Genomic DNA, 23,332 nt, shown 5'->3' on the forward strand with positions numbered 1-23,332 from the left:
CCGCAAACCCCTCCTCCGCAAGGGCATGACCAGGCGGAGCCACGTATGATTGGCCGGTCTGCTTAAATGGTTTGGTCCCGTCTCAGGACCCGCCAGGCAGGCCGGCCAATACCTTTTGCATATCCGCCCGTCCGGGTCCACGTCAGCGCCGGGCGGACACGGGTGTGCGCACGCAATCCAGGTCTCAGGGAGTTCCATGAACGCCGTCCAAAGGTTCATCAGAAGCAGGGTGCTGCTGTTGACCGCGGCCATCTTGATCGCAGCCATGTGCTTGTCGGTCCTCGTACAAAGCCAGTCACAGGCTGCACTCAACCGGACGGTTGATGAAAATTCCAGGGGGCTTTACGACATCCTGGTCCAGGCCAAGGCTCCCTCGGGCGCCCTTCTCCAGCCGGAGATCGCCAACGGAGCCGGGGGCATCGGCTTCGATCAGCTGGACTCCATCAAGAAGCTGTCAGGCACGTCCGTGGCCGCTCCCATCAGCCTGGTCTCGCGCGTCACCCAGAACCTTGAAACGCCCCGCCTCGACGCCATGGACTACCTCGGCTACAACGCCGGACTCGCCGGCACTGCAACGGCTGACCAGGCAGCCGGCGCCACCGCCCCGGACAAGTGGCCCGCAGCCGAGTCCGTCCTGACCGATGCCGCCAAGAAGTACCGGTTGACTGCCAGCGCTGTCAGCTCAGACGGCAGCTCGGAGCAGACGCTGTTCAAGACCACCGCCGAGGGTACCCTCGGCAAGGCGCGGCTGGTGGAAGAGAAGACGCAGGGCGGCACCAGCATCCGCATTGCCCCGGCGGCGGGGGAGACCGGCGTCAAGTTCCCCGCCCCTGCCGGCGGCTCGGAGCACAACCTCTTCAACCTTTCCGTGGCACTCCCGCTGGCGCCCGAGGTCACCGAGTCCGTGGTGGCGGTGGACCCTGCCGCCGAACGGGCCCTGCTCGGCTCGGCCGGCGATTTCCTGGCCCCGCTGGAGAAGGCGCCGCCCGCCGACGCCCGCGGCGCGGGCGCCGTAGGACGCTACCTGGAAGGACTCTTCACCAGCGGCATCAGCATGGACCAGCTCAAGGAAGGCCCGGACTTCCTCGGCGTCAAACTCAAGTACTGGGCGCCCCTGATGACCCAGTACCAGCAGGCCAAGCGCACCGGCCAGTTGACCAGCGGCTCCCAGGCGGTTCCGCTGATCGTGCGCTCCGGCACGTCGCTGGACCTCAAGTACAACGTCAAGATCGAGGAAATTGACGACGCCGGCAAGGTAGTCAAGGACGTCGGAACGGTTTCGAAGTCGCTGGGCAAGGACTACCTGCCTTTTGTTTCCAAGGAACCCTTCGTGTTGTCCTGGCCGGGTTCCACTGACCACTCGTCCCTGCTGGGCAGCAACGGCAACTTCAACCCGGGCCTGTACACACCGGCGAAGTGGAGCACCAATTTCGCCGGCGCCCCCAAGTACACGGACGGCGGCACCGCATCAAACGGCGCTGTCGACAAGACCGCCGTGCCCGGTGAGTGGGTCACTGTCAACCGCCTGCCTGACAAGGCGGCCAACGGCGCACCCGTGGACCAGACCCAGCGCGACCCGGTGGACGAGCGTTCCTACCGCGACAACCTTCCCACCGGACAGCAGCAAGCCGCGCAGCCGCTGCCGATGGTCTACGGCACGTTCGACCCCGCCGCGGTGGAGGCAGCCTCAGGCGATGTCAACAAGCTACCGCTGGGCGGGTACGACCCCACACCTTTCACGCTGGTCAAGGACGCTGCCGGAAAGGACGTTCCCGAAGCAGAGCTGAAGCCTTCGCTCAGCGCCACAGGGCTCGCCGGCCAGTCTGCCGGTGCCATCACCGACTACTACGGACTCGCCGCTGCACGGGGCTACAAGCAGAATGCGGCCGTCATCGACGCCGTCCGTGTCCGCGCCAAGGCTCCGGGCAGCTGGAAGGATGCACAGCCCGAGGTGGAGAAGCTCGCCGCCGAAATCCGGGACATGGGCCTGGACGCCACCGTGGTTGCCGGTTCGGCCCGGGAGGACACCAGCATCTTCGTCCCCGGCTACTCCAAAGACGGAGCCGGCAAGGAATCGGCGCTGGGCACCGTCCAGCAGTCTTGGGTCCGGCAGAACGCCGCCGAGGCCGTGACCGGTGCCCTTTCCGGAACCAACATCACCCTGCTCTTCCTGACGCTGTGCGGGGCAGCCCTCCTGACGGGCGCATCGACTGTCAGCTACATCCGCAAGCGTCGCAGCGAAGCGGGCACCCTGCGGGCCATGGGCTGGACCCAACGACGGATCCGCAGCTGGGTGCTGGAGGAATTCGGCGTGGGGGCCGTGCTGCTCGCCGCCGCCGGTATTGTGCTGAGCCTGCTGAGCTGGAGCCTCGCCACCGCCCTGGTCTGTGCCGCAGTCCTGGTGCTGTACTGCGGCGCGGCCTTCTTCGCCGCGCAGCAGCTCCGCCACCGGGACGAAATTGACCAGGAGCCGCAGCACGACGAACGGCTCATCCAGGTTGATTCGCCGCTGACCTTCGCCAACCGGCAGCTGAGCACCAACAAGTTCAACACGCTGTCCCTGGCTGTCGCGGTCGGCGTGTTCGGCGCGGCAGTGGGCGGGCTGATCGCCTTGCTGATCGACATCCCCCGGGCGGCCGGCGCCAGCGCCCTCAGCGGCCTCGCCGCCGCCAGCGTTACCCTGCCCAGCATCCTGCTGGCGCTTGCGGGCGTGGCTGTGGGACTGGTGCTGACTCTGGTCACGGGCCGGTTCGAACTCAACGCCAAGCGCCAGTACCTGGGCATCCTCCAGGCCATGGGCTGGAACCCGGACATGCTCCGCCAGGTCCGGCTGTTCGAAAACGCGCTGGTGGGGAACTGTGGCCCTGCCGCTGGGCGTGCTGGGCGCCCTGGGCATCGGCCTGCTGCTGGCACCCTATGCAGCCATCTGGGCTGCCGCGGCCGGGCTGGTGGCTGTAATTTGCTGGATACCGATTGCAACGAAAGTGGTCCAATGACAAACCCGACGAACGTCCAGCGCAGCCGCAGGAGCGGCTCCAACGAGGTGCCCCTGCAGACCCGGGCCAACACCATCGTCAAGTCGGCCGACCACGCCACCCCCCTGGAAATGCGTGACATCACCATCCGTTACGGCGGCGGCAAGGGCGGCGCCGAGGCCGTGAGCGTGGTGGAAGGCTTCGACCTGACCCTGCACGCCGGCGAGATGCACTGCGTTGCCGGGCGAAGCGGCTCCGGCAAAACGAGCATCCTGACCGTCGGCGCGGGGCTGACCCTGCCGACGTCGGGCCGCGTCTTCTGGGAAGGCGATTCGCTCGAAAGCATGGGTGACGACGAAATCGCCGACCGCCGTCGGGCGCTCATCGGCTACGTTGACCAGGGCGGTGCCCTGATTGACGGCATGAGCGCCCTGGAGAACGTGCTCCTGCCCGCCGTCCCCGACGGCGAGGTGGACCAGCGGCGCGACATGGCCAAGGACCTGCTGGACCTGGTGGGCCTGGGCCGGCGCATGCGGCACCGCCCCGCCCAGCTGTCCGGCGGTGAACGGCAGCGCGTGGCCATCGCCCGCGCACTGATCCTGGGCACCAGGGTCCTGGTGGTGGACGAGCCCACTGCCTCCCTGGACCGTGCCTCCGCCAACCGCATCATCAGCATCCTGAAGGACACCACCAACGACGGCATCGCCGTACTGGTGGCCTCGCACGACCACGAACTGGTCCGGCTGAGCGATACCCTGACAGAACTGATCTAGCCCACTCCACCGCACCGAAGGTAAACGTCCGCACCGTGACTGCTCCAGAGAAAACGCCGTTCTACATCACCACGGCCATCACCTACCCCAACGGCGTGCCGCACATTGGACACGCCTACGAGTACATTGCCACCGACGCCATGGCCCGCTTCAAGCGGCTGGACGGCTATGACGTGATGTTCCTGACCGGCACCGACGAGCACGGCATGAAGATTGCCCAGACGGCGGAGAAGGAAGGCATCACGCCCAAGGAGCTGGTGGACCGGAACGCCGGGATCTACCAGGCGGCGCACGCCGCCCTGGGCATCAGCTACGACCGCTTCATCCGCACCACCGACGCCGACCACTACGCGGCGTCGCAGGCCATCTGGAAGAAGATGGAAGCCAACGGCGACATTTACCTCGACAAGTACGAGGGCTGGTACTCCGTCCGTGACGAGGCCTTCTACGCCGAGGATGAGACGGTGGTGAAGGACGACGGCGTGCGCTACTCGAAAGAGACGGACACCGAGGTGACGTGGACGGCGGAGGAGAGCTACTTCTTCCGGCTGTCCGCCTACCAGGACAAACTGCTGGCCCTCTACGAGTCCCACCCGGAGTTCGGCGCCCCGCAGTACCGGTTCAACGAGGTCATCAGCTTCGTCAAGCGCGGCCTGGAGGACCTGTCCATCAGCCGCACGACCTTCGACTGGGGCGTCCCGGTCCCCGGCAACGACAAGCACGTCATGTACGTCTGGGTGGACGCGCTCACCAACTACCTCACCGGCGTGGGCTATCCCGACACCGAGTCGGAGAAGTTCCGGAAGTTCTGGCCTGCCGACGTGCACATCATCGGCAAGGACATCTCCCGGTTCCACGCCATCTACTGGCCTGCCTTCCTGATGAGCGCAGGGCTTGAGCTGCCCAAGCGGGTCATGATCCACGGCTTCCTGCACAACAACGGGGTCAAGATGTCCAAGTCCCTGGGCAACGTGGTTGCCCCGGCGGACTTCGTGGCCCGCTACGGCCTGGACCAGGTGCGGTTCTTCTTCCTGCGCGAGGTTCCGTTCGGTGCGGACGGAAGCTACAACCACGAGGCCATCGTGGGCCGCATGAACGCGGACCTGGCCAACAACTTCGGCAACCTTGCCCAGCGCTCCCTGTCCATGGTGGCCAAGAACTGCGGCGCGGCAGTGCCAACGCCCGGCGCTTTTACCGCTGAGGACAACGCCATCCTGGCCCAGGCCAACGGTCTGCTGGAGGCTTCCCGCGCCGCCTTCGACAAGCAGGAGTTCAGCCGCGCCCTCGAGGCCATCTGGGGCGTACTGCACCACACCAACGCCTACTTCGCCGAACAGGCGCCCTGGGTCCTGCGGAAGACCGACGTCGAACGCATGAACACCGTGCTGTACGTGACGCTGGAGGTGCTGCGGATCGTGGCCGTCCTGGCCCAGCCGGTGATGCCCAACGCCTCGGCCAAGCTCCTGGATGCGCTCGGCCAGCCGCAAGGCGAGGCACGGCAGTTCACGGCGATCGCCACCCCGATCGTTCCGGGCACTGAACTGCCCGCTCCCACCCCCGTGTTCCCGAAGTTTGAGGAACCTGCGGAGTAGGAACCGTGCAGATCGTCGGGGGAGGGGCGCTCTTGTCCACGTGCTGAGACGGCTTGACCAGCATATGGATGTCTTGGCTACGCTGAAAACATGAGCGCATCCTCCATCGATCTTGCAGTAATCCCCGGCGACGGCATCGGCCCCGAGGTCATCGCCGAGGCCCTCAAAGTCCTCGAAAAGGCAGTGGCCGCGGAGGGTGTGGAGCTCCAGCAGACCCATTACAAGCTCGGCGCAGAGCACTGGCTTGCAACGGGCGAGACGCTCCCGGACCACGTCCTGGAAGATCTGAAGAAGCGCGACGCCATCCTCTTCGGTGCCGTGGGCGCTGCTCCCGGGGATACCCGCATCCCGTCAGGGATCATCGAGCGCGAGATGCTGCTCAAGCTGCGCTTCAGCCTGGACCACTACGTCAACCTGCGGCCCTCGCGGCTCTACGGAACGGTGGGCAGCCCCCTGGCCAACCCCGGCACCATCGACTTCATCGTGGTCCGCGAAGGGACCGAGGGGCCCTACGTCGGCAACGGCGGCACCCTGCGCGCGGGCACGCCGCATGAGGTTGCCACCGAAGTTTCGCTCAACACCGCGCACGGAGTTGAGCGCGTGGTCCGCGACGCTTTCCGCCGTGCCAGCCTGCGCGAGCGCAAGCACGTCACCCTGGTGCACAAGCATAACGTCCTGGTCTACGCCGGCCACCTGTGGAAGCGCACCGTCGAAGCCGTGGCCCAGGAATTCCCGGAGGTCACCCACGACTACCTCCACGTGGACGCCGCCACCATCTTCATGGTCACCGACCCGTCCCGCTTCGACGTGATCGTCACCGACAACCTGTTTGGCGACATTCTCACCGACCTTGCCGCGGCCATCACGGGCGGCATCGGCCTGGCCGCATCGGGCAACATCAACATGGACCGCACCGCGCCGTCCATGTTCGAGCCGGTGCACGGTTCCGCGCCGGACATCGCCGGCCAGGGCAAGGCGGACCCCACTGCGGCCATCCTCTCCGCCGCCCTCCTGCTGGACCACCTGGGCTACACCGAAGCCGCCCGCCGGATCGAAACGGCAGTGGCCGCCGACGTGGAAAAGCGCGACGGGACCGCACGCAGCACCAGCGCCGTGGGCGACGCCATCGCCGCCGGCCTCTAGCTGCACTGGCCGCGGCGGGTTGCCGCCGGCCGCGGGCGTAAGCTTGTCTCGAATCACCAAATGCCGCCCCGCCGTTCAGCGCTGAACCAGGGGCGGCCGATCGTGGAGGAACCATGACTCAGACCGCCCATGGCGTCGAATTCACCCGGCAGCCCTCGGAGAACCCGAAGTCCGCCGAAGAGCGTGCAGCCATCCTGGCGAACCCGGGATTCGGCAACTACTTCACCGACCACACCGCCATCGTCGACTACAGCGTGGACGCGGACGGCAACGGCGGCTGGCACGACGCCCGGATCGAACCCTACGGTCCGATCGTCCTGGACCCCTCTGCCGCAGTCTTCCACTACGGCCAGGAGATCTTCGAAGGCCTCAAGGCTTACCGGCATGCGGACGGCTCCGTCTGGACCTTCCGCCCCGACGCCAACGCGGCACGCTTGAACAAATCCGCCCGCCGGCTGGCCCTGCCCGAACTGCCGGCCGAATACTTCCTCAGCGCCATCCGCGAGCTGGTGGCCGTGGACAAGGAATGGGTGCCCTCCGGCGACGGCGAAGCACTGTACCTGCGGCCCTTCATGATCGCCACCGAGGCCTTTCTCGGCGTCCGGGCTGCCCGTGAAGTCTCCTTCCGGGTCATCGCCTCGCCCGCCGGCAACTACTTCGGCGGCGAGCTCAAGCCCGTCTCCATCTGGATCTCACGCCAGTATGCCCGTGCCGGACGCGGCGGCACCGGTGATGCGAAGTGCGGCGGCAACTACGCAGCCTCGCTGATTGCCCAGCAGGAGGCGGAAGCCAACGGCTGCAAGCAGGTGCTGTTCCTTGACCAGGCCAACGACAACGCCGTGGAAGAACTGGGCGGCATGAACGTCTTCTTCGTCATGAAGGACGGCTCACTGGCCACGCCCGCGCTCACCGGCACCATCCTGGAAGGCGTCACCAGGATGTCCGTGATCCAGGTGGCCAAGGACATGGGCCGCGAAGTTTCCGAGCGCAAGATCACCCTGGACGAATGGCGCGACGGCGTAGCCTCGGGCGACATCACCGAGGTGTTCGCCTGTGGCACGGCCGCTGTCATCACCCCCATCGGGGTCCTCAAGGACGCCACCGAGTTCATCGGCTCCGAGGACGCCAAGGCCGGCGAGGTCACCATGGCCATCCGCGAAAAGCTCCTGGGCATCCAGACCGGCACCGAGCCGGACACCCACGGCTGGCTGACCCGCCTGGCATAAGCCCAAGCTTACGTACGACGGCGTCTGCCGGACTTTGGTCCGGCAGGCGCCGTTCTGCGTTCCAGCCGGGTGCCAGTCCCTGGCCTGGTCCGCAGATCAGAGCCTTGAAGGCAGGGTTCTGCGGACAGGCTTAGGATCCGCCCGATTGGCCCGAAAGTGGCCGACGGCGGGTGGTCAGCGCCGCGCGGCCTTCCGGGCGGCGTTCTTCATGGCCTTTCGGGAGACCGGCTTGAGTGCCTTGCGGGCAGCCTCCTCCGCCAGGGCCCGGTTGCGGCGGGCGTCGATGATGTCGTTCCACAGCGTGGTGGCAAACACGCCCCCGTCCTGGGCATGGACATCGTAGGGGTAGCCGGCGTAGACGGAGGGGGTGGGGCCGCCGGTGAACAGGTCCGTGCCGTTTGTCTTCGCCACGGCGTCACCGACCGCCCAGGTCCGGGTCAGGTGGCGGGTGAGGTTTTCCTGCACGAAGACGCCGGCGTCGCTGGACCGTGATGCCTGGTCCAGCAGGGATTCCAGGTCTGCGGCCAGGATCGCGGCGCCGGCCTGGTCTGCCGGGGCAGGGGCGGCATCCAGTTCGGCGGTGACGCCGGCCACCGCTTCGGTCCAGTCAGCCGTTTCACGGAACTTCTGCCAGGTGGGAAACCACACGATGCCGCCCGTCGCGTGGTTGTGGACATGCAGGAGGCCGGTGGCCTTCTCGGTCGCCGCGTGGTCGTGACCGTCCGCGTCCGCCTGTGCGAGAAGGTCTGCGAGTGTTGCTGTGCTCATGGGAGGGTATCCGGCTTCCTGGTGGAGATCGTCGTGCTGTCACCTGGTGCCAACCCTGGGCTGCGCGTGTTCTATTCCGCGGGGGCGCCTGTTCCCTTCCGCAGGTCCATGCCCGGGACGGGCTGGAGAGGCGCCATTGCAGATGCAAGGATGGGGCGGTGACCTTTGCTTCCGGGCCCACGCTGCAGCGCAGCTCCCGCCTTACCCAGTTCATCCTGGCCCCCAACCCCGGGCCCATGAGCCTGGACGGCACCAACTCCTATCTCCTGCGTGCCCCGGGCCATTCCTCCGTCGTGGTGGTGGACCCGGGTCCCCAGGACGAAACGCACCTGGCGGCACTGGCCGCGGCAGGAGCCGTCGAACTGATTCTGGTCACCCACCGGCACGCGGACCACACGGCCGGTTCCGGCCGCCTGCACGGGCTCACCGGGGCGCCGGTCCGCGCCATGGATTTCGCCCACTGCCACGGCGGGGGAGCGCCGCTGGCCCACGGGGAAGCCATCCGGGCGGCAGGGCTGGACATCACCGTGCTGGCCACGCCGGGCCACACCTCGGACTCCGCCTGCTTCCACCTCCCGGCCGACGGCCAAAACGGGTCGGTGCTCACGGGCGACACTGTCCTTGGCCGGGGGACCACGGTCCTGGACTACCCGGACGGCGCCCTGGGCGACTACCTCGCATCCCTGGACAGTCTGGAGGCACTGGGCGCTGCAACCGTCCTGCCGGCCCATGGCCCAGTGCTGCCGTCCCTGGAAGCCATCGTCCGCGACTACCGAACGCACCGGGAGGAACGGCTGGCGCAGATCCGCGCGGTGCTCGGCCGGCTGGGCCGGGACGCAACCGTCGGGGAGGTGGCTGACGCCGTCTATGCCGACGTCGGCCCTTCCGTCCGGCGCGCTGCCGAACGGTCGGTCGCGGCGCAGCTTTCCTACCTGCGCGGTGATGGCGGGGACGGACAGGCGGCGACGGCGGGAACGGTAGGGTAGGAGCCATGCGTATTGCCAGGTTTGTAGTCGATTCCGATCCCCTGTACGGCGTTGTGGAAGGTGAACCGGGCAGTGAGGAAATCACTGTCATCCACGGCGACCCGTTCTTCAACGGCGTGGAGCGCACGTCCGTGCGCCACAAGCTGGAAGACGTCCGGCTGCTGGCGCCCATCATTCCCCGCAGCAAGGTGATCGGCGTGGGCCGGAACTTCGTGGAGCACGCCAAGGAACTGGGCAACGAGGTGCCCGCCCAGCCGCTGCTGTTCCTGAAGCCAAACACCGCCGTCGTAGGCCCCAATGACCCCGTGGTCCTGCCGGAATTCTCCGAAGAGGTCTCCTTCGAAGCCGAACTGTGCGTAGTCATCGGCCGCATCTGCAAGGACGTGCCCGAAGAGCGCGTGGATGACGTCATCTTCGGGTACACCTGCGGCAACGACCTCACGGCCCGCGACGTCCAAAAGACCGACCTCCAGTGGACCCGCGCCAAGGGCTTCGACACCTCGGCACCGCTGGGACCCTGGATCGAGACCGACCTGGACACCGAGGACCTTCAAATCCAGGGCCGGCTCAACGGCGAGGTGCGCCAGGACGGCAGTACCAGCCAAATGATCCGCGGCGTGCGGGAACTGGTGTCGCTGGTGTCGCAGGCATTCACCCTGCTGCCCGGTGACGTGATCATGACGGGCACGCCGGCCGGCGTGGGGCTGGTCAAGGAGGGCGACCGCTTCGAGGTGGAAATCGAGGGCATCGGCCGGCTCTCCAACCCCATCGTGCGCCGCTAGCACTGTCCGTCCGGGCGGAAGTCCGGGCCCGGCCAGACGGGTAAAGTTGAAGCCACTATGAGTATCGCTTCTTCGTCACCTGCCGCCTCCATTCCGCCCGTCACCGCCGAAACGCCCGTCCGGGTGCGTTTCTGCCCCTCGCCCACGGGCACGCCGCACGTCGGCCTGATCCGGACGGCCCTGTTCAACTGGGCCTACGCGCGCCACACCAAGGGCACCCTGGTCTTCCGGATCGAGGACACGGATGCGGCACGCGACAGCGAGGAAAGCTACCACCAGCTGCTGGACGCGCTCAAGTGGCTGGGCATCGACTGGGACGAGGGCGTGGAGGTGGGCGGCCCCCACGAGCCGTACCGGCAGTCCCAGCGCGGCGACATTTACCAGGACGTCATCAAGCGGCTGCACGAGGGCGGGTTCATCTATGAGTCCTTCTCCACCCCGGAAGAGATCGAGGCCCGCCACCGCGCTGCCGGCCGCGACCCGAAGCTTGGCTACGACGGCTTTGACCGCCACCTGACCGATGAGCAGCTGGCACAGTACCGGGCGGAGGGCCGGCAGGCTGTCCTTCGCCTGCGGATGCCGGACGAGGACATCACGTTTACGGACCTAGTCCGGGGCGAGATCACCTTCAAGGCAGGATCCGTCCCCGACTTCGCCGTGGTGCGCGCCAACGGCGCTCCGCTGTACACCCTGGTCAACCCGGTGGATGACGCCCTCATGGGCATCACCCACGTGCTGCGCGGCGAGGACCTGCTGAGCTCCACGCCCCGCCAGGTTGCCCTGTACCGGGCCCTCTACGCCATCGGCGTTGCCGAATACATGCCCGAGTTCGGCCACCTGCCCTACGTCATGGGCCAGGGCAACAAAAAGCTCTCCAAGCGCGACCCCGAGTCCAGCCTCTTCCTGCACCGCGAGCGGGGCTTCATTCCGGAAGGGCTGCTGAACTACCTGTCCCTCCTGGGCTGGTCCCTCAGCGCCGACGAGGACATCTTCACCGTGGAGCAGCTCGTGGAGCACTTCGACATCCACGACGTCCTGGGCAACCCCGCCCGCTTCGACCTGAAAAAGGCGGAGGCCATCAACGGCACCCACGTACGGATGCTCGAGCCCAAGGTGTTCCGCGACCGCGTGGCGCACTACCTGCGCGAGGCGGGGCTGGTGGGGGAGATCCTGACCGACCGCGAGGAGGAGATCCTCACCGAGGCCGCACCCCTGGTCCAGGAGCGCATCACGCTGCTGGGTGAAGCACCCGAGATGCTGGCGTTCCTGTTCAAGGCGGACGACGCCGTCGATGTCGCCGATGACGCGCGCAAGGGCCTTCCTGCCAACCTGACCGAGGTGCTGGACGCCGCCATCGCCGCCCTGGAACCGGTGGACGACTGGACTGCGGAGAACATCCAGGCCGCCCTCAAGCAGGCTCTCGTGGAGGACATGGGCATCAAGCCGCGGCTCGCCTTCGGCCCGGTCCGCACGGCGGTTTCCGGCCGCCGCGTCTCGCCGCCGCTGTTCGAGTCCATGGTGATCCTGGGCAAGGAGTCCTCCCTGCGCCGGCTCCGCGCCTTCCGCGGCTGATGACAGCCCCCAGCCAGGCACCCGCCGGCGTCCTGAAGACCCCCTTCGGCGCTGTCCGGGGCGTCCTGTTCGATATTGACGACACCCTGGTGGACCTCGAATACTCCATGACCACCGCCCTGCGCGAGGTCAGCGAACACCTCCTGCCCGGCCTGGACCAGGCCGGCTGGGAGCGGTTCGGGCGCATCTTCACCCACGAGACCACGCATTACTACGACCGCTACCTGGCCGGGGAGCTGACGTTCAACGAACAGCGCCTGCTCCGGGGACGGGCCGCCTTGGGGCACTTCGGCGTGGAGCTGGCCGACCGCGTGGAATCGCACCGGTGGCTGAGCGCCTACATGGAGAAGCAGCCCGCGTACGTTAAGCCGTTTCCCGATGTGCTGCCCCTGCTGGACGTCCTGGACGATGCCGGCATCCCCTACGGTGCCGTGAGCAACAACGTGCACGACTACCAGCGGGCCAAGCTGGACGGCGCCGGACTGGAACGGGTCACCCACCTGGTGGGTACCGACACCCTTGGCGTCGCCAAGCCGCACCCGGCGATGTACCTGGAAGGCGTCAGGCTGCTGGGGACCACCCCCGCGGAGACACTCTACGTGGGCGATAACCGGCTGCTGGACGCGGAAGGTTCCACCGCGGCCGGGCTCGTGGGTGTGTGGCTCAACCGCGTGGGGGAGATCGTGGAGGACTTCGACGGCGGCATGGTCGCGTCCCTGGACCAGCTGCTCCGATGATGCGCAGCGGCCGCGGCCCTTTCCCAAGGACCGCGGCCACCACGGGGCTGACTCGTGCCGTCAGCCGGCTGCCTTGAAACGCAGGGCACGCCTGCGAAGGACGAGATAGGCTGCGACGGCGGTAGCCACCAGAACGACCACGAGCAGCAGGGCGATCGCGGGGCTGTTGAGCCACGACGACGGCGACACAGCCGCCACCTTCGTATGCAGCTCCTGGGTCCCAGCGGCAATGCGGGAGTTACCGTCCGCCAGCTTGCCGGCACCTTCGGCGAGTTTGCCCGACCCGTCGTCGAGTTTGCCGTTGCCCTCGGCCAGTTGACCCGTACCATCGGCGAGCTGGGCGGAGCCGGACTGCAGCCGGCCTGTTCCTTGGCTTAGTGTTGCGGTGCCGTCGGAGAGCGCCTGGGTCCCGGCCAGCAGGCCGGGGTTTGCCGGGTCGCCGTCGCCGTTGATTCCCGCGCTGAGTTTGGCGGTGCCGTCGTGGAGGTTGTTGGCAGCGTAAATCAGGCCCGGGCTGTCCGGGTTTCCGGGGACACCGTCCATGCCCACCCGGATTTTGGCCGTGCCGTCGGCCAGCATGGACGTGCCCAGCACTACGCCGGGATTCTGTGGGTCCGTCGCGTTGAGCTTTTCCCCCAAGGTGGCGAAACCTGCCTTCAGCCGCCCCGCGCCGTCGTTCAGCTGGGTGGCTCCGGTGCTCAGCCTGGCGGTCCCGGACTTCAGCTGGCCGGCGCCGTCGTTCAGCTTTGCTGCCCCCGCATCCAGCTGTCCCGCCCCCGCATAAGCCCGCCGGCCGCCGTCGGCCAGTTTGGCGATCTGGTCCTTGATCACTGCCAGGGGAACCAGGCCCTGGGGCCCGTTTGCCGCGGCTTCTAGCTGGTCCAGCCCCTGGCTGAGCGCAGCGAGCCCGTCACCCTTGGTGGGATCGTTCCCCGCACCGGGGTAACCCTTCAGCTGGGCTGTTCCGTTTTTGAGCGCCGCGGTACCGGCGCTGAGGCTGGTGGCCCCGGCATCCAGTTGCCCGGCTCCCACCGCGAGCTGCTCCGTGCCTGCTGCCAGTTGGCCCGCACCGTCGGCGAGGTTGTTCGGTGCGTTTCCGGCAGCCGTGGGCGTCAGCGCAGCGGAAAGGGCAACAGCGCCGGCCTTGAGCTTCCTGGCGCCGTCGTCCACCTGGTAGACACCCGGGACAAGTTTGTTCAGGACGTCATTCTGCAGCTTGGTGGTACCGGCATGCAGCTTGTCGACCCCCGGCGCGAGCTGATCGCGGACTCCGGTGTAGATCTTTCCGGCGCCTGTCTGCAGTTCCCCCGCGCCGGCGTTCAATGCGGTGCTGCCGTCCTTGACCTTGACCGCGCCGTCCTTCACCTGCGCAGCTCCCTTGTTCGCTGCGCCGGCGCCGGTGGCAAGCTGCCCCGACCCTTCCTTGAGCTGGGCGGCTCCCGCCGAAGCTTGCTCCGCGCCGTCCATGAGTTGCGCGGCGCCGTTGGAGATCTGGCCTGTGAGGTAGGTGTAGAAGGCAAGGAAGAGGGCCAGCAGGAGGGAGAGGGCGATGATCGCTACGGATTGGGAGCGAAGTCTGGGTTTGGCTGAGGCGAGGCTTGCTGTGCGGGTTGTCAACGCTGACACTTCCTAACTCTCCGCCGGACGACGCTGCCCGGCGGTGTGGACCGTGGTTGGTAAGGCGTTCCCGTTTCCTTGTGGGTGCCCGAAAAACGGGGCGGGAGTCTTGTTACTGATGGGTAACTTACTCGAGGGTAACCACACGCCGGGAAGGTGGGCAAGGGTTTGGCGCGATTGCCCTGGCTGGCTCCCGGTTGCGCGATGACGCGTCGATTTGTGCGAGCCGAAAGTCTCAGGTAAAGTAATTTCTCGTGCTGAGGCGCACGGAGCAGGGAAAACGCCCTGAAAACCGGCCCGAAAGTACCATTGGGATATGGTGTAATTGGCAACACTACGGTTTCTGGTACCGTCATTCTAGGTTCGAGTCCTGGTATCCCAGCTCTGGTTTGAGGGCTGATTTCAGCCGCTAAACAGAAGGTTTCCACTCGGTTCGCCGATTTGAAACCGAAGCAAAGTGTGTGAAATACTCACTGAGCTTGAGCAGCGGAAACGCTGCCGGAAGTACACGGCCCCATCGTATAGCGGCCTAGTACGCCGCCCTCTCACGGCGGTAACGCGGGTTCGAATCCCGCTGGGGTCACCATTGGAAATGGTCCCGGACATCAGTCCGGGGCCATTTTTGTTTCTGCCGAAGCTCGTAAAGGAATCTCCCCTCCACGTGGACAAGACCCCTCGTCGTTTCGCGGGGAGTTGTCCTTTAGCCGGGGAGTGTCCTGCTGGAGACGACGCGCCGCGCCAGCGTTCCGGGGCAGCTCAACTGGCATGATGTTGCTGTGACCTCCCACAACGAGCACGGCCAGGCCTCCCAGCCGCCGCAGAGTACTTCGGCGATCGCGCTGCTTGAGGACATCCGTGCCGGCCTGGACGACCTTCCGCTGCCACTGGCCCTTCCGGGCGCGGACCTGGCCCGGCGGGAAACGTCAGCGGCACGGGCTCAGCTGGATGACTACATCCTTCCTCGGTACCGCAGCCTGGACGCCCCGCTGCTTGCCGTCGTCGGCGGTTCCACGGGTGCCGGAAAGTCCACCCTGGTGAATGGCCTCGTGGGACACCCTGTCACCCGTGCAGGCGCCATCCGCCCCACCACCCGCCAGCCCATCCTGTTGCACAACCCCGCCGAGGCAACGTGGTTCGAAGGCCAGCGCGTCCTGCCGGGGCTGGGCCGGATCCGCGGGACCCTGGCGGCGGGGCCCGGGCGCACGGACCAAACCGGCGCGCCCGGCGCCTCCGTGGACTCGCTGGTACTGCTCGCCGACCCGGCGGTGCCTGCAGGTATCGCCCTCCTTGACGCACCCGACGTCGACTCCATCTCGGACCAGAACCGCATGCTTGCCGGGCAGCTGCTCGCGGCCGCCGACCTCTGGGTGTTTGTCACCACGGCCAGCCGGTACGCCGACGCGGTCCCGTGGAAGCTCCTCCTGGACGCCGCCACCCGGGACATCACCGTGGCAGTGGTGCTGGACCGGGTGCCGGAGGGCGCTGAGGCCGAGGTGAGCCAGGACCTCCGCGGACTCCTCGACCGCGAAGGACTCTCCGGAAGCCGCCTCTTCATCATCCCGGAAACCGTCCTGGATCCGGGCGGCATGCTGCCCGCGGGAACCGTGGACGAGCTGCGGGAGTGGCTCTCATCGCTGGCGGCTGACGCTGCAGGCCGGGCCGACGTCGCTCGCCGGACCCTGAACGGGACGGTCCGGGCCCTGGCCCAGCGCATCGAGGGCATTGCTGAGGCTGTCCGTGAACAGGAACGGGCAGCTGCACGCCTTGAAGCTGACGCAGTGGCGGCATATGGCGATGCGGCCACCCGGATCCTCGAGGCAACGAGGGACGGAGCGCTCCTGCGGGGCGAGGTGCTGGCACGCTGGCAGGATTTTGTGGGCACCGGGGAGTTCTTCCGGACCCTCGAACAGAACGTGGGCCGGTTCAGGGACCGCGTGGGCGCCTTCTTCCGCGGTGAACCGGCCCCCGCGGTCCGGGTTGAGGCGGCCATTGAGACCGGACTTCAGGCCGTGATCGTGGACGAAGCAGCCAATGCCGCGGAGGACACCGACCAGCGGTGGCGGTCGGATCCCGCAGGCCGTCAGCTGCTGGGCGGGGACGATTTGTCCGGCACCTCGCCAGGCTTCCCCGAACGGGCGGCGGCCGAGATCCGGGCCTGGCAGGAAGCATTGATGGAACTGATCCGCACGGAAGGGCAGGGCAAGCGCACCCAGGCCCGGTGGTTGTCCTTCGGCATTAACGGGCTCGGTGCCGCACTGATGATCGTGGTTTTCTCGATGACGGCCGGACTAACCGGTCTGGAAATCGGCGTGGCCGGGGGCACCGCGGTGGTGGGCCAGCGCCTGCTGGAGGCGGTGTTCGGCGAGGACGCGGTGCGCCGCATGGCAGACAAAGCCCGGGAAGACCTTGCGGTGCGCTGCCGGCAACTGCTGGCGGACGAACCGCAGAAGTTCCTGCAGCGCCTGCCGAAGGAAAACCCGGACCTCGCGCAGCGGCTTGCTGCGCAGGCTGCGAATCTGTCCCGCTTGGCGGAGCGGCCGTGAGCCGGCACAGCGGGGGGCGCACGTCCTCACGGTTGGACAGCAGGCTCCAGGCGCTTGAGGACGCCCGGGAACTGGGGGAGGGGGTGCTCCCGGACGAGGTGCTGCAGGAAGCATTCGACGTCCTCGAACGGGCGAGTTCCCGCCGGTCGTTGTCCGCCGGGCACACCGTGGTGGGCTTCTTCGGTGCAACAGGAAGCGGAAAATCCTCCCTTTTCAACGCCGTCAGCGGCGCGGAAATTGCGACGGCGGCTGCCCGCCGTCCAACCACCTCGGAACCGCTGGCAGGGGTCTGGGGAGCAGCGGGCAGCGAAGCGCTCCTTGACTGGCTGGAGGTGGGAAACCGGCACCACGCCTCGCCGGTGGACGGCTTCGCCGGCGAAGAGACCGGGCTGATCCTGCTGGATCTGCCTGATTTCGACTCCACCCGGGCGGCCAACCGCGAGATCGTGCAGCGCATGGTGGGCATGGTTGACGTCCTGGTCTGGGTGCTCGACCCGCAGAAGTATGCCGATGACGCCGTCCACAACGGATTCCTGGCGCCACTGGCGTCCCATGGGGCCGTCACACTTGTGGTCCTGAACCAGGTGGACCGGCTGCCGGTGCATGACGTGCAGCCGGTGCTCGACTCGCTGCACGCGATCCTTGCAGGGGAAGGGCTGGGACAGGTGCGCGTACTCGCCTCATCGGCAGTGACCGGAGCGGGAATCGCGGAAGTGCGTGCGGCGATCCGGAAAGTGGCTGTCCAGCGCCAGGCCCAGTCCCGGCGGCTGGAGGCCGATGTGACAAAAGCCGCGGATGTCCTGCGGCACGCTTCCGGCGAGGGGGATGCTTCAGGGGTGCGCTCTGCAGCAAAGTCGCGGCTTGCCGAGGAGTTGGCGGTGGCAGCCAACGTCCCCGCCGTGGTGCGCGCAGTGGGCCAATCGTACCGGCTGGAGTCGGTCCGCAGGACGGGTTGGCCCGCAACACGCTGGCTCTCCCGCTTCCGGCCGGACCCGTTGCGCCGGCTCAACCTGCGAAGGGATGCTCCTGCCGCCGTGAACAGAACCTCGCTGCCGGCCGCCGGCGCCCCGGAACGGGCCAGGACGGACGCGGCGGTCAGGGAATTCGCCGATTCCGCCGGTGCGGGAGCCCCTGGGCCCTGGCGGGCCGCGATCCGGGGGACCGCCAGGGCCGGACGGGACCGGCTGCCCGATGCCCTGGACCAGGCCATCGCAGGAACCGACCTTGGAGCCAACCGGAAAGCCTGGTGGTGGGGGGTGTTCAACGTCATCCAGTGGCTGGCGCTGCTCACTGTCCTGGGCGGCCTGGGCTGGCTTGGGGTGCTGGCAGGGCTGGGCTACCTGCAGTTGCCGGTGCCGGAGGCGCCGCGGGTGGAGGGGTGGCCCGTGCCCACCCTGATGATCGCGTTCGGGGTGGTGCTGGGGATCTTCCTGGCCATCACCGGCCATTTTATTGCCGCAGGTGCTGCCCGCGCCAGGGCTGCGAAGGCACGACGCCGGCTCAACAGTGCCGTTGCAGGTGCGGCGCAGGAGCTGGTGGTGGCACCGGTGGAGGGGGAGATTGCCCGGCTGGCGGCCTTCAACAAGGCGCTGAAGAAAGCCGCGCAGGCCTAGGAATCTGTCGCGTGGCCTGTCGCCCCGGCCGGCGGCGGCCGCAGTGTCACGGACCTTGATGAAGGTGCGCAGGTTGCGGGTGGTGGTGGCGGCCTTGAACTTCGGCTTGGCACTGACCTTGCTGAAGGGACTGTCCAGGGTTCCGCCGACGGGGGCAAACCAGGCAAGGGCTTCCGGCCCCAGACGCTGCTGGTCATGGTTCTCCAGGGCGGATCCGGCGGCTTCCAGCTCATCCAGGACGCCGGTGTCCGATGAAATGGTGATGTAGGTGTGGGTGGTCTTGTCATCCTCGGGATAGGGGCAGGTTTCCACCAGCTCGGCCACCCTCCCGGCGTCCAGGACCACCACCCACGCCTCGTAGCCAAATGCCGCACGCAGGCACTGTTCGCATTCCTGCTTGACGGCGGCGGCGTCCAGCGTGCTGGAGAGCACTACGTTGCCGCTGGCCAGCAGGGTTGTAGCGTCCGGGAACCCGCAGTTCTTCAGAGCATCCCGTAGATCCGCCATTTTGATGTTGATTCCGCCCACGTTGATGCCGCGGAGGAACACTGCATAGCTGCCCATGGCCACAGCCTAGCGGCGGGAGCGGCCGGGGGAGCGGAAGCTGCTGGTCGTTGTTCCTGCCTCAGTCGTTGTTCTTACGCAGTGCCTCGGTCAGGACCCGTCCCGCGTTGCATACCACTTCCGCGTGCAGGCGTCCGGGCTGGCGGGTCAGCCGTTCGATGGGGCCGGAAATGGAGACGGCGGCGATCACCCGGCCGGAGGGACCCCGCACCGGTGCCGAGACGGAGGCGACCCCCGGCTCACGCTCGCCGAGGCTCTGTCCCCAGCCCCGCCGTCGTACTCCTGCCAGCACGGTGGGGGTGAAGCGGGCCGACTGCAGGCCCTCGAGGAGCCGGTCGTGGTCTTCCCAGGCGAGCAGGACCTGGGCGGCGGAGCCGGCTTTCATGGACAATTGGGTGCCGACCGGGATGGTGTCGCGCAGGCCGATGGGGCGCTCGGCGGAGGCAACGCAGACGCGCCAGTCGCCCTGCCGCCGGAAGATCTGGGCGCTCTCGCCCGTGGCGTCGCGCAGCTGCATCAGCACGGGCCCTGCGGAAGCGATGAGGCGGTCCTCGCCGGCGGCCGACGCGAGCTCGACGAGCCGGCTGCCCAGGACGAAGCGGCCCTGGATGTCGCGGCTGACCAGGCGGTGGTGGACCAGCGCCAAAGCGAGGCGGTGGACGGTGGGCCGCGCCAGGCCGGTGGCGGCTACCAGCTGCGCCAGGGTGGTGGGTCCTGCCTCCAGGGCATCGAGCACCTGGGCCGCTTTATCAATGACGCCGACGCCACTAGAATTGTCCATGTAATGATATTGCCGTCTCATTATCTGAGATGCAAATCTTTCGGGTGGCGCAGTACTGAGCGCTCCTGATTCAGTTGGACTAATCAGCCAAACAGCAGTGAAGGGAGATGGCCATGGCAAAGACATTGGCCGAGAAAGTCTGGGACGCACACGTGGTGCGCAAAGGTGACGGCGATGGTGCCAACGCCCAGCCCGACCTTCTGTTCATCGACCTCCACCTGGTCCATGAAGTCACGTCCCCGCAGGCGTTTGAAGGCCTGCGGCTGGCCGGCCGCAAGCTGCGCCGCCCGGACCTGACCATTGCCACCGAGGACCACAACACTCCCACCCTGGACATCGACAAGCCCATTGCCGATCTCACCAGCCGGACCCAGATCCAGACCCTGCGGAACAACTGTGCCGAATTCGGCGTCCGGCTGCACAGCCTGGGCGACGCCGAGCAGGGCATTGTCCACGTGGTGGGTCCCCAGCTGGGCCTCACCCAGCCCGGCATGACGGTGGTCTGCGGCGACTCGCACACTTCAACCCACGGCGCCTTCGGGGCCCTGGCCATGGGCATCGGCACCTCCGAGGTGGAGCACGTCATGGCCACCCAGACCCTGTCGCTGAAGCCGTTCAAGACGATGGCCATCAACGTCGAGGGCACGCTGCGCCCCGGTGTCACCGCCAAGGACATTATCCTCGCTGTGATCGCCAAGATCGGCACCGGCGGCGGGCAGGGCTACGTGCTGGAGTACCGCGGCTCCGCCATCCGGGCCCTGTCCATGGAAGCCCGCATGACCATCTGCAACATGTCCATTGAAGCCGGTGCCCGCGCCGGCATGGTGGCTCCGGACGAAACCACGTACGCCTATATGTTGGGCCGCCCGCATGCGCCTGAAGGCGCAGACTGGGACGCCGCCGTCGAGTACTGGAACACGCTGAAGACCGACGACGACGCTGTCTTCGACGTCGAGGTGGACCTGGATGCCGACACGCTGGAGCCGTTCGTCACCTGGGGCACCAACCCCGGCCAGGGCGTGTCCCTGTCCCAGTCCGTGCCGAACCCGGCAGACTTCGGTGACGAGAACGCCAAGGCGGCCGCCGAACGTGCCCTGCAGTACATGGGCCTGGAGGCCGGCACGCCGATGAAGGACATCCGTGTGGACACGGTCTTCCTGGGCTCCTGCACCAACTCCCGCATCGAGGACCTGCGCGCCGCCGCGGACATCATCCGAGGCCGCGAGAAGGACCCGAAGGTCCGGATGCTTGTGGTGCCCGGCTCGGCCCGCGTCCGGCTCGAAGCCGAAGCCGAAGGACTGGACCGCGTGTTCAAGGACTTCGGCGCGGAATGGCGGTTCGCCGGCTGCTCCATGTGTCTGGGCATGAACCCGGACCAGCTTGAACCGGGGGAGCGGTGCGCCTCCACGTCCAACCGCAACTTCGAAGGACGCCAGGGCAAGGGCGGCCGCACCCACCTGGTTTCCCCGGTGGTGGCCGCAGCCACGGCTGTGCGCGGCACGCTCAGCTCGCCGTCGGACCTCGAACCGGCTCCCGAACCCGCCGCCATCCGCATCGACGCAGCCTAGGACAACACCATGGAAAAGTTCACCAAGCACACCGGCATCGGCGTCCCGCTGCGCCAGAGCAACGTCGACACCGATCAAATCATCCCTGCGGTGTACCTCAAGCGCATCACCCGGACAGGCTTCGAGGACGCCCTGTTCTCCGCCTGGCGCAAGGACCCCTCCTTCATCCTCAACCAGGAGCCGTACAGCACGGGTTCGGTGCTGGTGGCCGGCCCCGACTTTGGTACCGGATCCTCCCGCGAACACGCCGTCTGGGCGCTGAAGGACTACGGCTTCAAGGCCGTCCTGTCCTCCCGGTTCGCCGATATCTTCCGCGGCAACTCCGGCAAGCAGGGGCTCCTGGCCGCGCAGGTGGCACAGGACGATATCGAGCTCATCTGGAAGGAACTCGAAAACGCGCCGGGAACCCAGGTCACCGTGGACCTCGAATCCAAGACCGTGGTGTGCGGCAACATCGTGGCCCCCTTCGAGATCGACGACTACACCCGCTGGCGCCTGCTGGAAGGCCTGGATGACATCGGGCTGACCCTCCAGCACGAGGCCGACATCACGGCCTACGAGGCGACCCGCCCCGCGTTCAAGCCCAAGACCCTGCCGGCAAAGCTTTCCTAGCCGCTGCGCACCATCCCGGTGGGGCGCGGCGTGCCCGCCACGCCCCGCCGCCGGTGCCCCCTTATTTCGGTTCGGTAACGCGACCTCCTATGCTTGGTTGGAGCCTTTGCAAGGGTTTGGGGGCTAGTGATCGTGAGGAAACCGGTATATGAGTAGTGTTCTGACAATCCGCGGCGGTGTCCCGCTTACAGGCCGCGTCAGCGTCCGTGGGGCAAAGAATCTTGTTCCAAAGGCAATGGTGGCGGCGTTGCTGGGCAACGAACCCTCGGTATTGCGGAACGTGCCGGAAATCAAGGACGTGGAGGTCGTTACCTCCCTGCTTCAGCTGCATGGCGTGACCGTGGAGAAAGACCCGGTTAACGGTGACCTCACCCTCGACCCCAAGGCTGCAAAGACGGCGTCCAGCACTGCCATCGACGCCCACGCGGGCGACTCCCGCATTCCCATCCTGCTGTGCGGGCCGTTGATCCATGCGATCGGCGAGGCCTTCATCCCGGACCTGGGCGGCTGCAAGATCGGCGACCGCCCCATCGATTACCACCTGGACGTCCTGCGCCAGTTCGGTGCCGTGGTGGAGAAACGCCCCGGCGGCATCCACATCTCCGCGCCCAAGGGGCTGCACGGCGCCAAGATCTCGCTGCCGTACCCGTCCGTCGGAGCCACGGAGCAGGTTCTGCTGAGCGCCACCCGCGCCGAGGGCATCACCGAGCTTTCCGGCGCCGCCACGGAACCGGAAATCATCGACCTCATCGCCGTGCTGCAGAAGATGGGCGCCATCATCAGCGTCCAGACGGACCGCACCATCCGCATCGAGGGCGTCCGCGACCTCGGCGGCTACAACCACCGCGCCCTCTCGGACCGCAACGAATCGGCCTCCTGGGCGTCGGCTGCGCTGGTGACCCGGGGCGACATCTTCGTCGAGGGTGCCTCACAGCGCGACATGATGACCTTCCTGAACACCTACCGCAAAGTGGGCGGCGGAATGGACATCGGCGAGGACGGCATCCGGTTCTACCACAAGGGCGGAAAGCTGAACCCGCTGGTCCTCGAAACCGACGTCCACCCCGGCTTCATGACCGACTGGCAGCAGCCGCTGGTGGTGGCGCTCACCCAGGCAGAGGGTGTCTCGATCGTCCACGAAACGGTGTACGAGAACCGCTTTGGCTTCACCGACGCCCTGATCCGCATGGGAGCCAGCATCCAGGTCCACCGGGAGTGCCTGGGCAGCGTTCCGTGCCGGTTCGGCCAGCGCAACTTCCTGCACTCGGCCGTGATTTCCGGCCCCACGCAGCTCAAGGGAACCGACATCGACGTTCCGGACCTGCGCGGCGGTTTCAGCCACCTCATCGCCGCCCTGGCCGCCACCGGCACCTCCCGGGTCACCGGCATCGACATCATCAACCGCGGCTACGAGCGGTTCACCGAGAAGCTTGCCGGCCTCGGTGCCGATTTCGACATCACCACCACGAAGTAGAGCGGG

16 protein-coding genes, 2 tRNA genes and 2 pseudogenes are annotated in these 23,332 nt (G+C 67.2%); 16 read left to right on the top strand and 4 right to left on the bottom strand.

Annotation, left to right across the window (positions count from 1 at the left end):
* Positions 1-196 precede the first annotated feature (196 nt).
* From QF031_RS07345 to QF031_RS07365, 5 genes and pseudogenes are all read left to right on the top strand, one after another.
* A pseudogene (locus QF031_RS07345) lies at positions 197-2,996 on the top strand (ABC transporter permease).
* The gene (locus QF031_RS07350) at positions 2,993-3,748 is read left to right on the top strand and encodes an ABC transporter ATP-binding protein (RefSeq protein ID WP_043453267.1); all 756 of its coding nucleotides are present in this window, start codon (positions 2,993-2,995) and stop codon (positions 3,746-3,748) included. Before QF031_RS07345 ends, QF031_RS07350 begins: the two are co-directional and overlap by 4 nt.
* A gap of 35 nt (positions 3,749-3,783) precedes the next feature.
* The gene (gene metG / locus QF031_RS07355; protein WP_307426040.1) at positions 3,784-5,340 is read left to right on the top strand and encodes a methionine--tRNA ligase; all 1,557 of its coding nucleotides are present in this window, start codon (positions 3,784-3,786) and stop codon (positions 5,338-5,340) included.
* 90 nt (positions 5,341-5,430) lie between these two features.
* Positions 5,431-6,483: a 3-isopropylmalate dehydrogenase gene (locus QF031_RS07360; RefSeq protein ID WP_307426042.1), complete on the top strand. Its 1,053-nt coding sequence runs from the start codon at positions 5,431-5,433 to the stop codon at positions 6,481-6,483.
* Between the two features lie 113 nt (positions 6,484-6,596).
* Positions 6,597-7,709: a branched-chain amino acid aminotransferase gene (locus QF031_RS07365; protein ID WP_307426045.1), complete on the top strand. Its 1,113-nt coding sequence runs from the start codon at positions 6,597-6,599 to the stop codon at positions 7,707-7,709.
* 174 nt (positions 7,710-7,883) lie between these two features.
* Here the strand turns inward: QF031_RS07365 and QF031_RS07370 are convergent, their stop codons facing one another.
* A complete protein-coding gene (locus tag QF031_RS07370) occupies positions 7,884-8,477 on the bottom strand; it encodes a hypothetical protein (protein ID WP_307426048.1) in 594 nt (197 codons plus the stop codon).
* Between the two features lie 158 nt (positions 8,478-8,635).
* Between QF031_RS07370 and QF031_RS07375 the strand changes: the two genes are divergently transcribed.
* Genes QF031_RS07375 through QF031_RS07390 form a run of 4 tightly spaced genes read left to right on the top strand, consistent with a single transcriptional unit; the run spans position 8,636 to position 12,554 of the window.
* The gene (locus QF031_RS07375; RefSeq protein WP_307426051.1) at positions 8,636-9,463 is read left to right on the top strand and encodes an MBL fold metallo-hydrolase; all 828 of its coding nucleotides are present in this window, start codon (positions 8,636-8,638) and stop codon (positions 9,461-9,463) included.
* A 5-nt stretch (positions 9,464-9,468) separates the two neighbouring features.
* On the top strand, positions 9,469-10,245 hold the full coding sequence (locus QF031_RS07380) for a fumarylacetoacetate hydrolase family protein (protein ID WP_142133497.1): 777 nt from the start codon (positions 9,469-9,471) through the stop codon (positions 10,243-10,245).
* A 57-nt stretch (positions 10,246-10,302) separates the two neighbouring features.
* Positions 10,303-11,817 (top strand): glutamate--tRNA ligase, encoded by a 1,515-nt coding sequence (gene gltX, locus QF031_RS07385; protein ID WP_307426056.1) that lies wholly within the window; start codon positions 10,303-10,305, stop codon positions 11,815-11,817.
* Positions 11,817-12,554 carry an HAD family hydrolase gene (locus QF031_RS07390; protein WP_307426058.1) on the top strand — a complete coding sequence of 246 codons (738 nt, stop codon included), beginning with the start codon at positions 11,817-11,819 and terminating at the stop codon, positions 12,552-12,554. The genes gltX and QF031_RS07390 overlap by 1 nt, the downstream gene beginning before the upstream one ends.
* Before the next feature lie 60 nt (positions 12,555-12,614).
* Here QF031_RS07390 and QF031_RS07395 read toward each other — a convergent pair whose 3' ends face one another.
* Positions 12,615-14,180 (bottom strand): hypothetical protein, encoded by a 1,566-nt coding sequence (locus QF031_RS07395; protein ID WP_307426060.1) that lies wholly within the window; start codon positions 14,178-14,180, stop codon positions 12,615-12,617.
* Between the two features lie 301 nt (positions 14,181-14,481).
* Here QF031_RS07395 and QF031_RS07400 point away from each other — a divergent pair.
* From QF031_RS07400 to QF031_RS07415, 4 genes are all read left to right on the top strand, one after another.
* Positions 14,482-14,553, top strand: a tRNA-Gln gene (locus QF031_RS07400).
* 128 nt (positions 14,554-14,681) lie between these two features.
* Positions 14,682-14,757, top strand: a tRNA-Glu gene (locus QF031_RS07405).
* A gap of 190 nt (positions 14,758-14,947) precedes the next feature.
* The gene (locus QF031_RS07410) at positions 14,948-16,714 is read left to right on the top strand and encodes a dynamin family protein (protein WP_307426062.1); all 1,767 of its coding nucleotides are present in this window, start codon (positions 14,948-14,950) and stop codon (positions 16,712-16,714) included.
* Positions 16,711-18,327 (top strand): GTPase, encoded by a 1,617-nt coding sequence (locus tag QF031_RS07415; RefSeq protein ID WP_307426064.1) that lies wholly within the window; start codon positions 16,711-16,713, stop codon positions 18,325-18,327. Before QF031_RS07410 ends, QF031_RS07415 begins: the two co-directional genes overlap by 4 nt.
* A gap of 33 nt (positions 18,328-18,360) precedes the next feature.
* Here the strand turns inward: QF031_RS07415 and QF031_RS07420 are convergent.
* Both QF031_RS07420 and QF031_RS07425 read right to left on the bottom strand, forming a co-directional pair.
* Positions 18,361-18,891, bottom strand: a pseudogene (locus tag QF031_RS07420) (DUF1697 domain-containing protein); the annotation flags it as partial.
* A gap of 61 nt (positions 18,892-18,952) precedes the next feature.
* A complete protein-coding gene (locus QF031_RS07425) occupies positions 18,953-19,672 on the bottom strand; it encodes an IclR family transcriptional regulator (RefSeq protein ID WP_013601431.1) in 720 nt (239 codons plus the stop codon).
* Positions 19,673-19,785: 113 nt separating this feature from the next.
* Between QF031_RS07425 and leuC the strand changes: the two genes are divergently transcribed.
* The 3 genes from leuC to murA all read left to right on the top strand — a co-directional run bounded on the left by leuC (position 19,786) and on the right by murA (position 23,326).
* On the top strand, positions 19,786-21,240 hold the full coding sequence (gene leuC, locus QF031_RS07430) for a 3-isopropylmalate dehydratase large subunit (protein ID WP_307426067.1): 1,455 nt from the start codon (positions 19,786-19,788) through the stop codon (positions 21,238-21,240).
* A gap of 9 nt (positions 21,241-21,249) precedes the next feature.
* On the top strand, positions 21,250-21,852 hold the full coding sequence (gene leuD, locus QF031_RS07435; protein ID WP_307426070.1) for a 3-isopropylmalate dehydratase small subunit: 603 nt from the start codon (positions 21,250-21,252) through the stop codon (positions 21,850-21,852).
* Between the two features lie 148 nt (positions 21,853-22,000).
* Complete coding sequence (gene murA / locus QF031_RS07440; protein ID WP_307426072.1) at positions 22,001-23,326, top strand: UDP-N-acetylglucosamine 1-carboxyvinyltransferase; 1,326 nt, start codon at positions 22,001-22,003, stop codon at positions 23,324-23,326.
* The last annotated feature ends 6 nt before the right edge of the window (positions 23,327-23,332 follow it).

It is taken from the genome of Pseudarthrobacter defluvii (assembly GCF_030816725.1).
GTDB classification, from domain to species: Bacteria; Actinomycetota; Actinomycetes; order Actinomycetales; family Micrococcaceae; genus Arthrobacter; species Arthrobacter defluvii_A.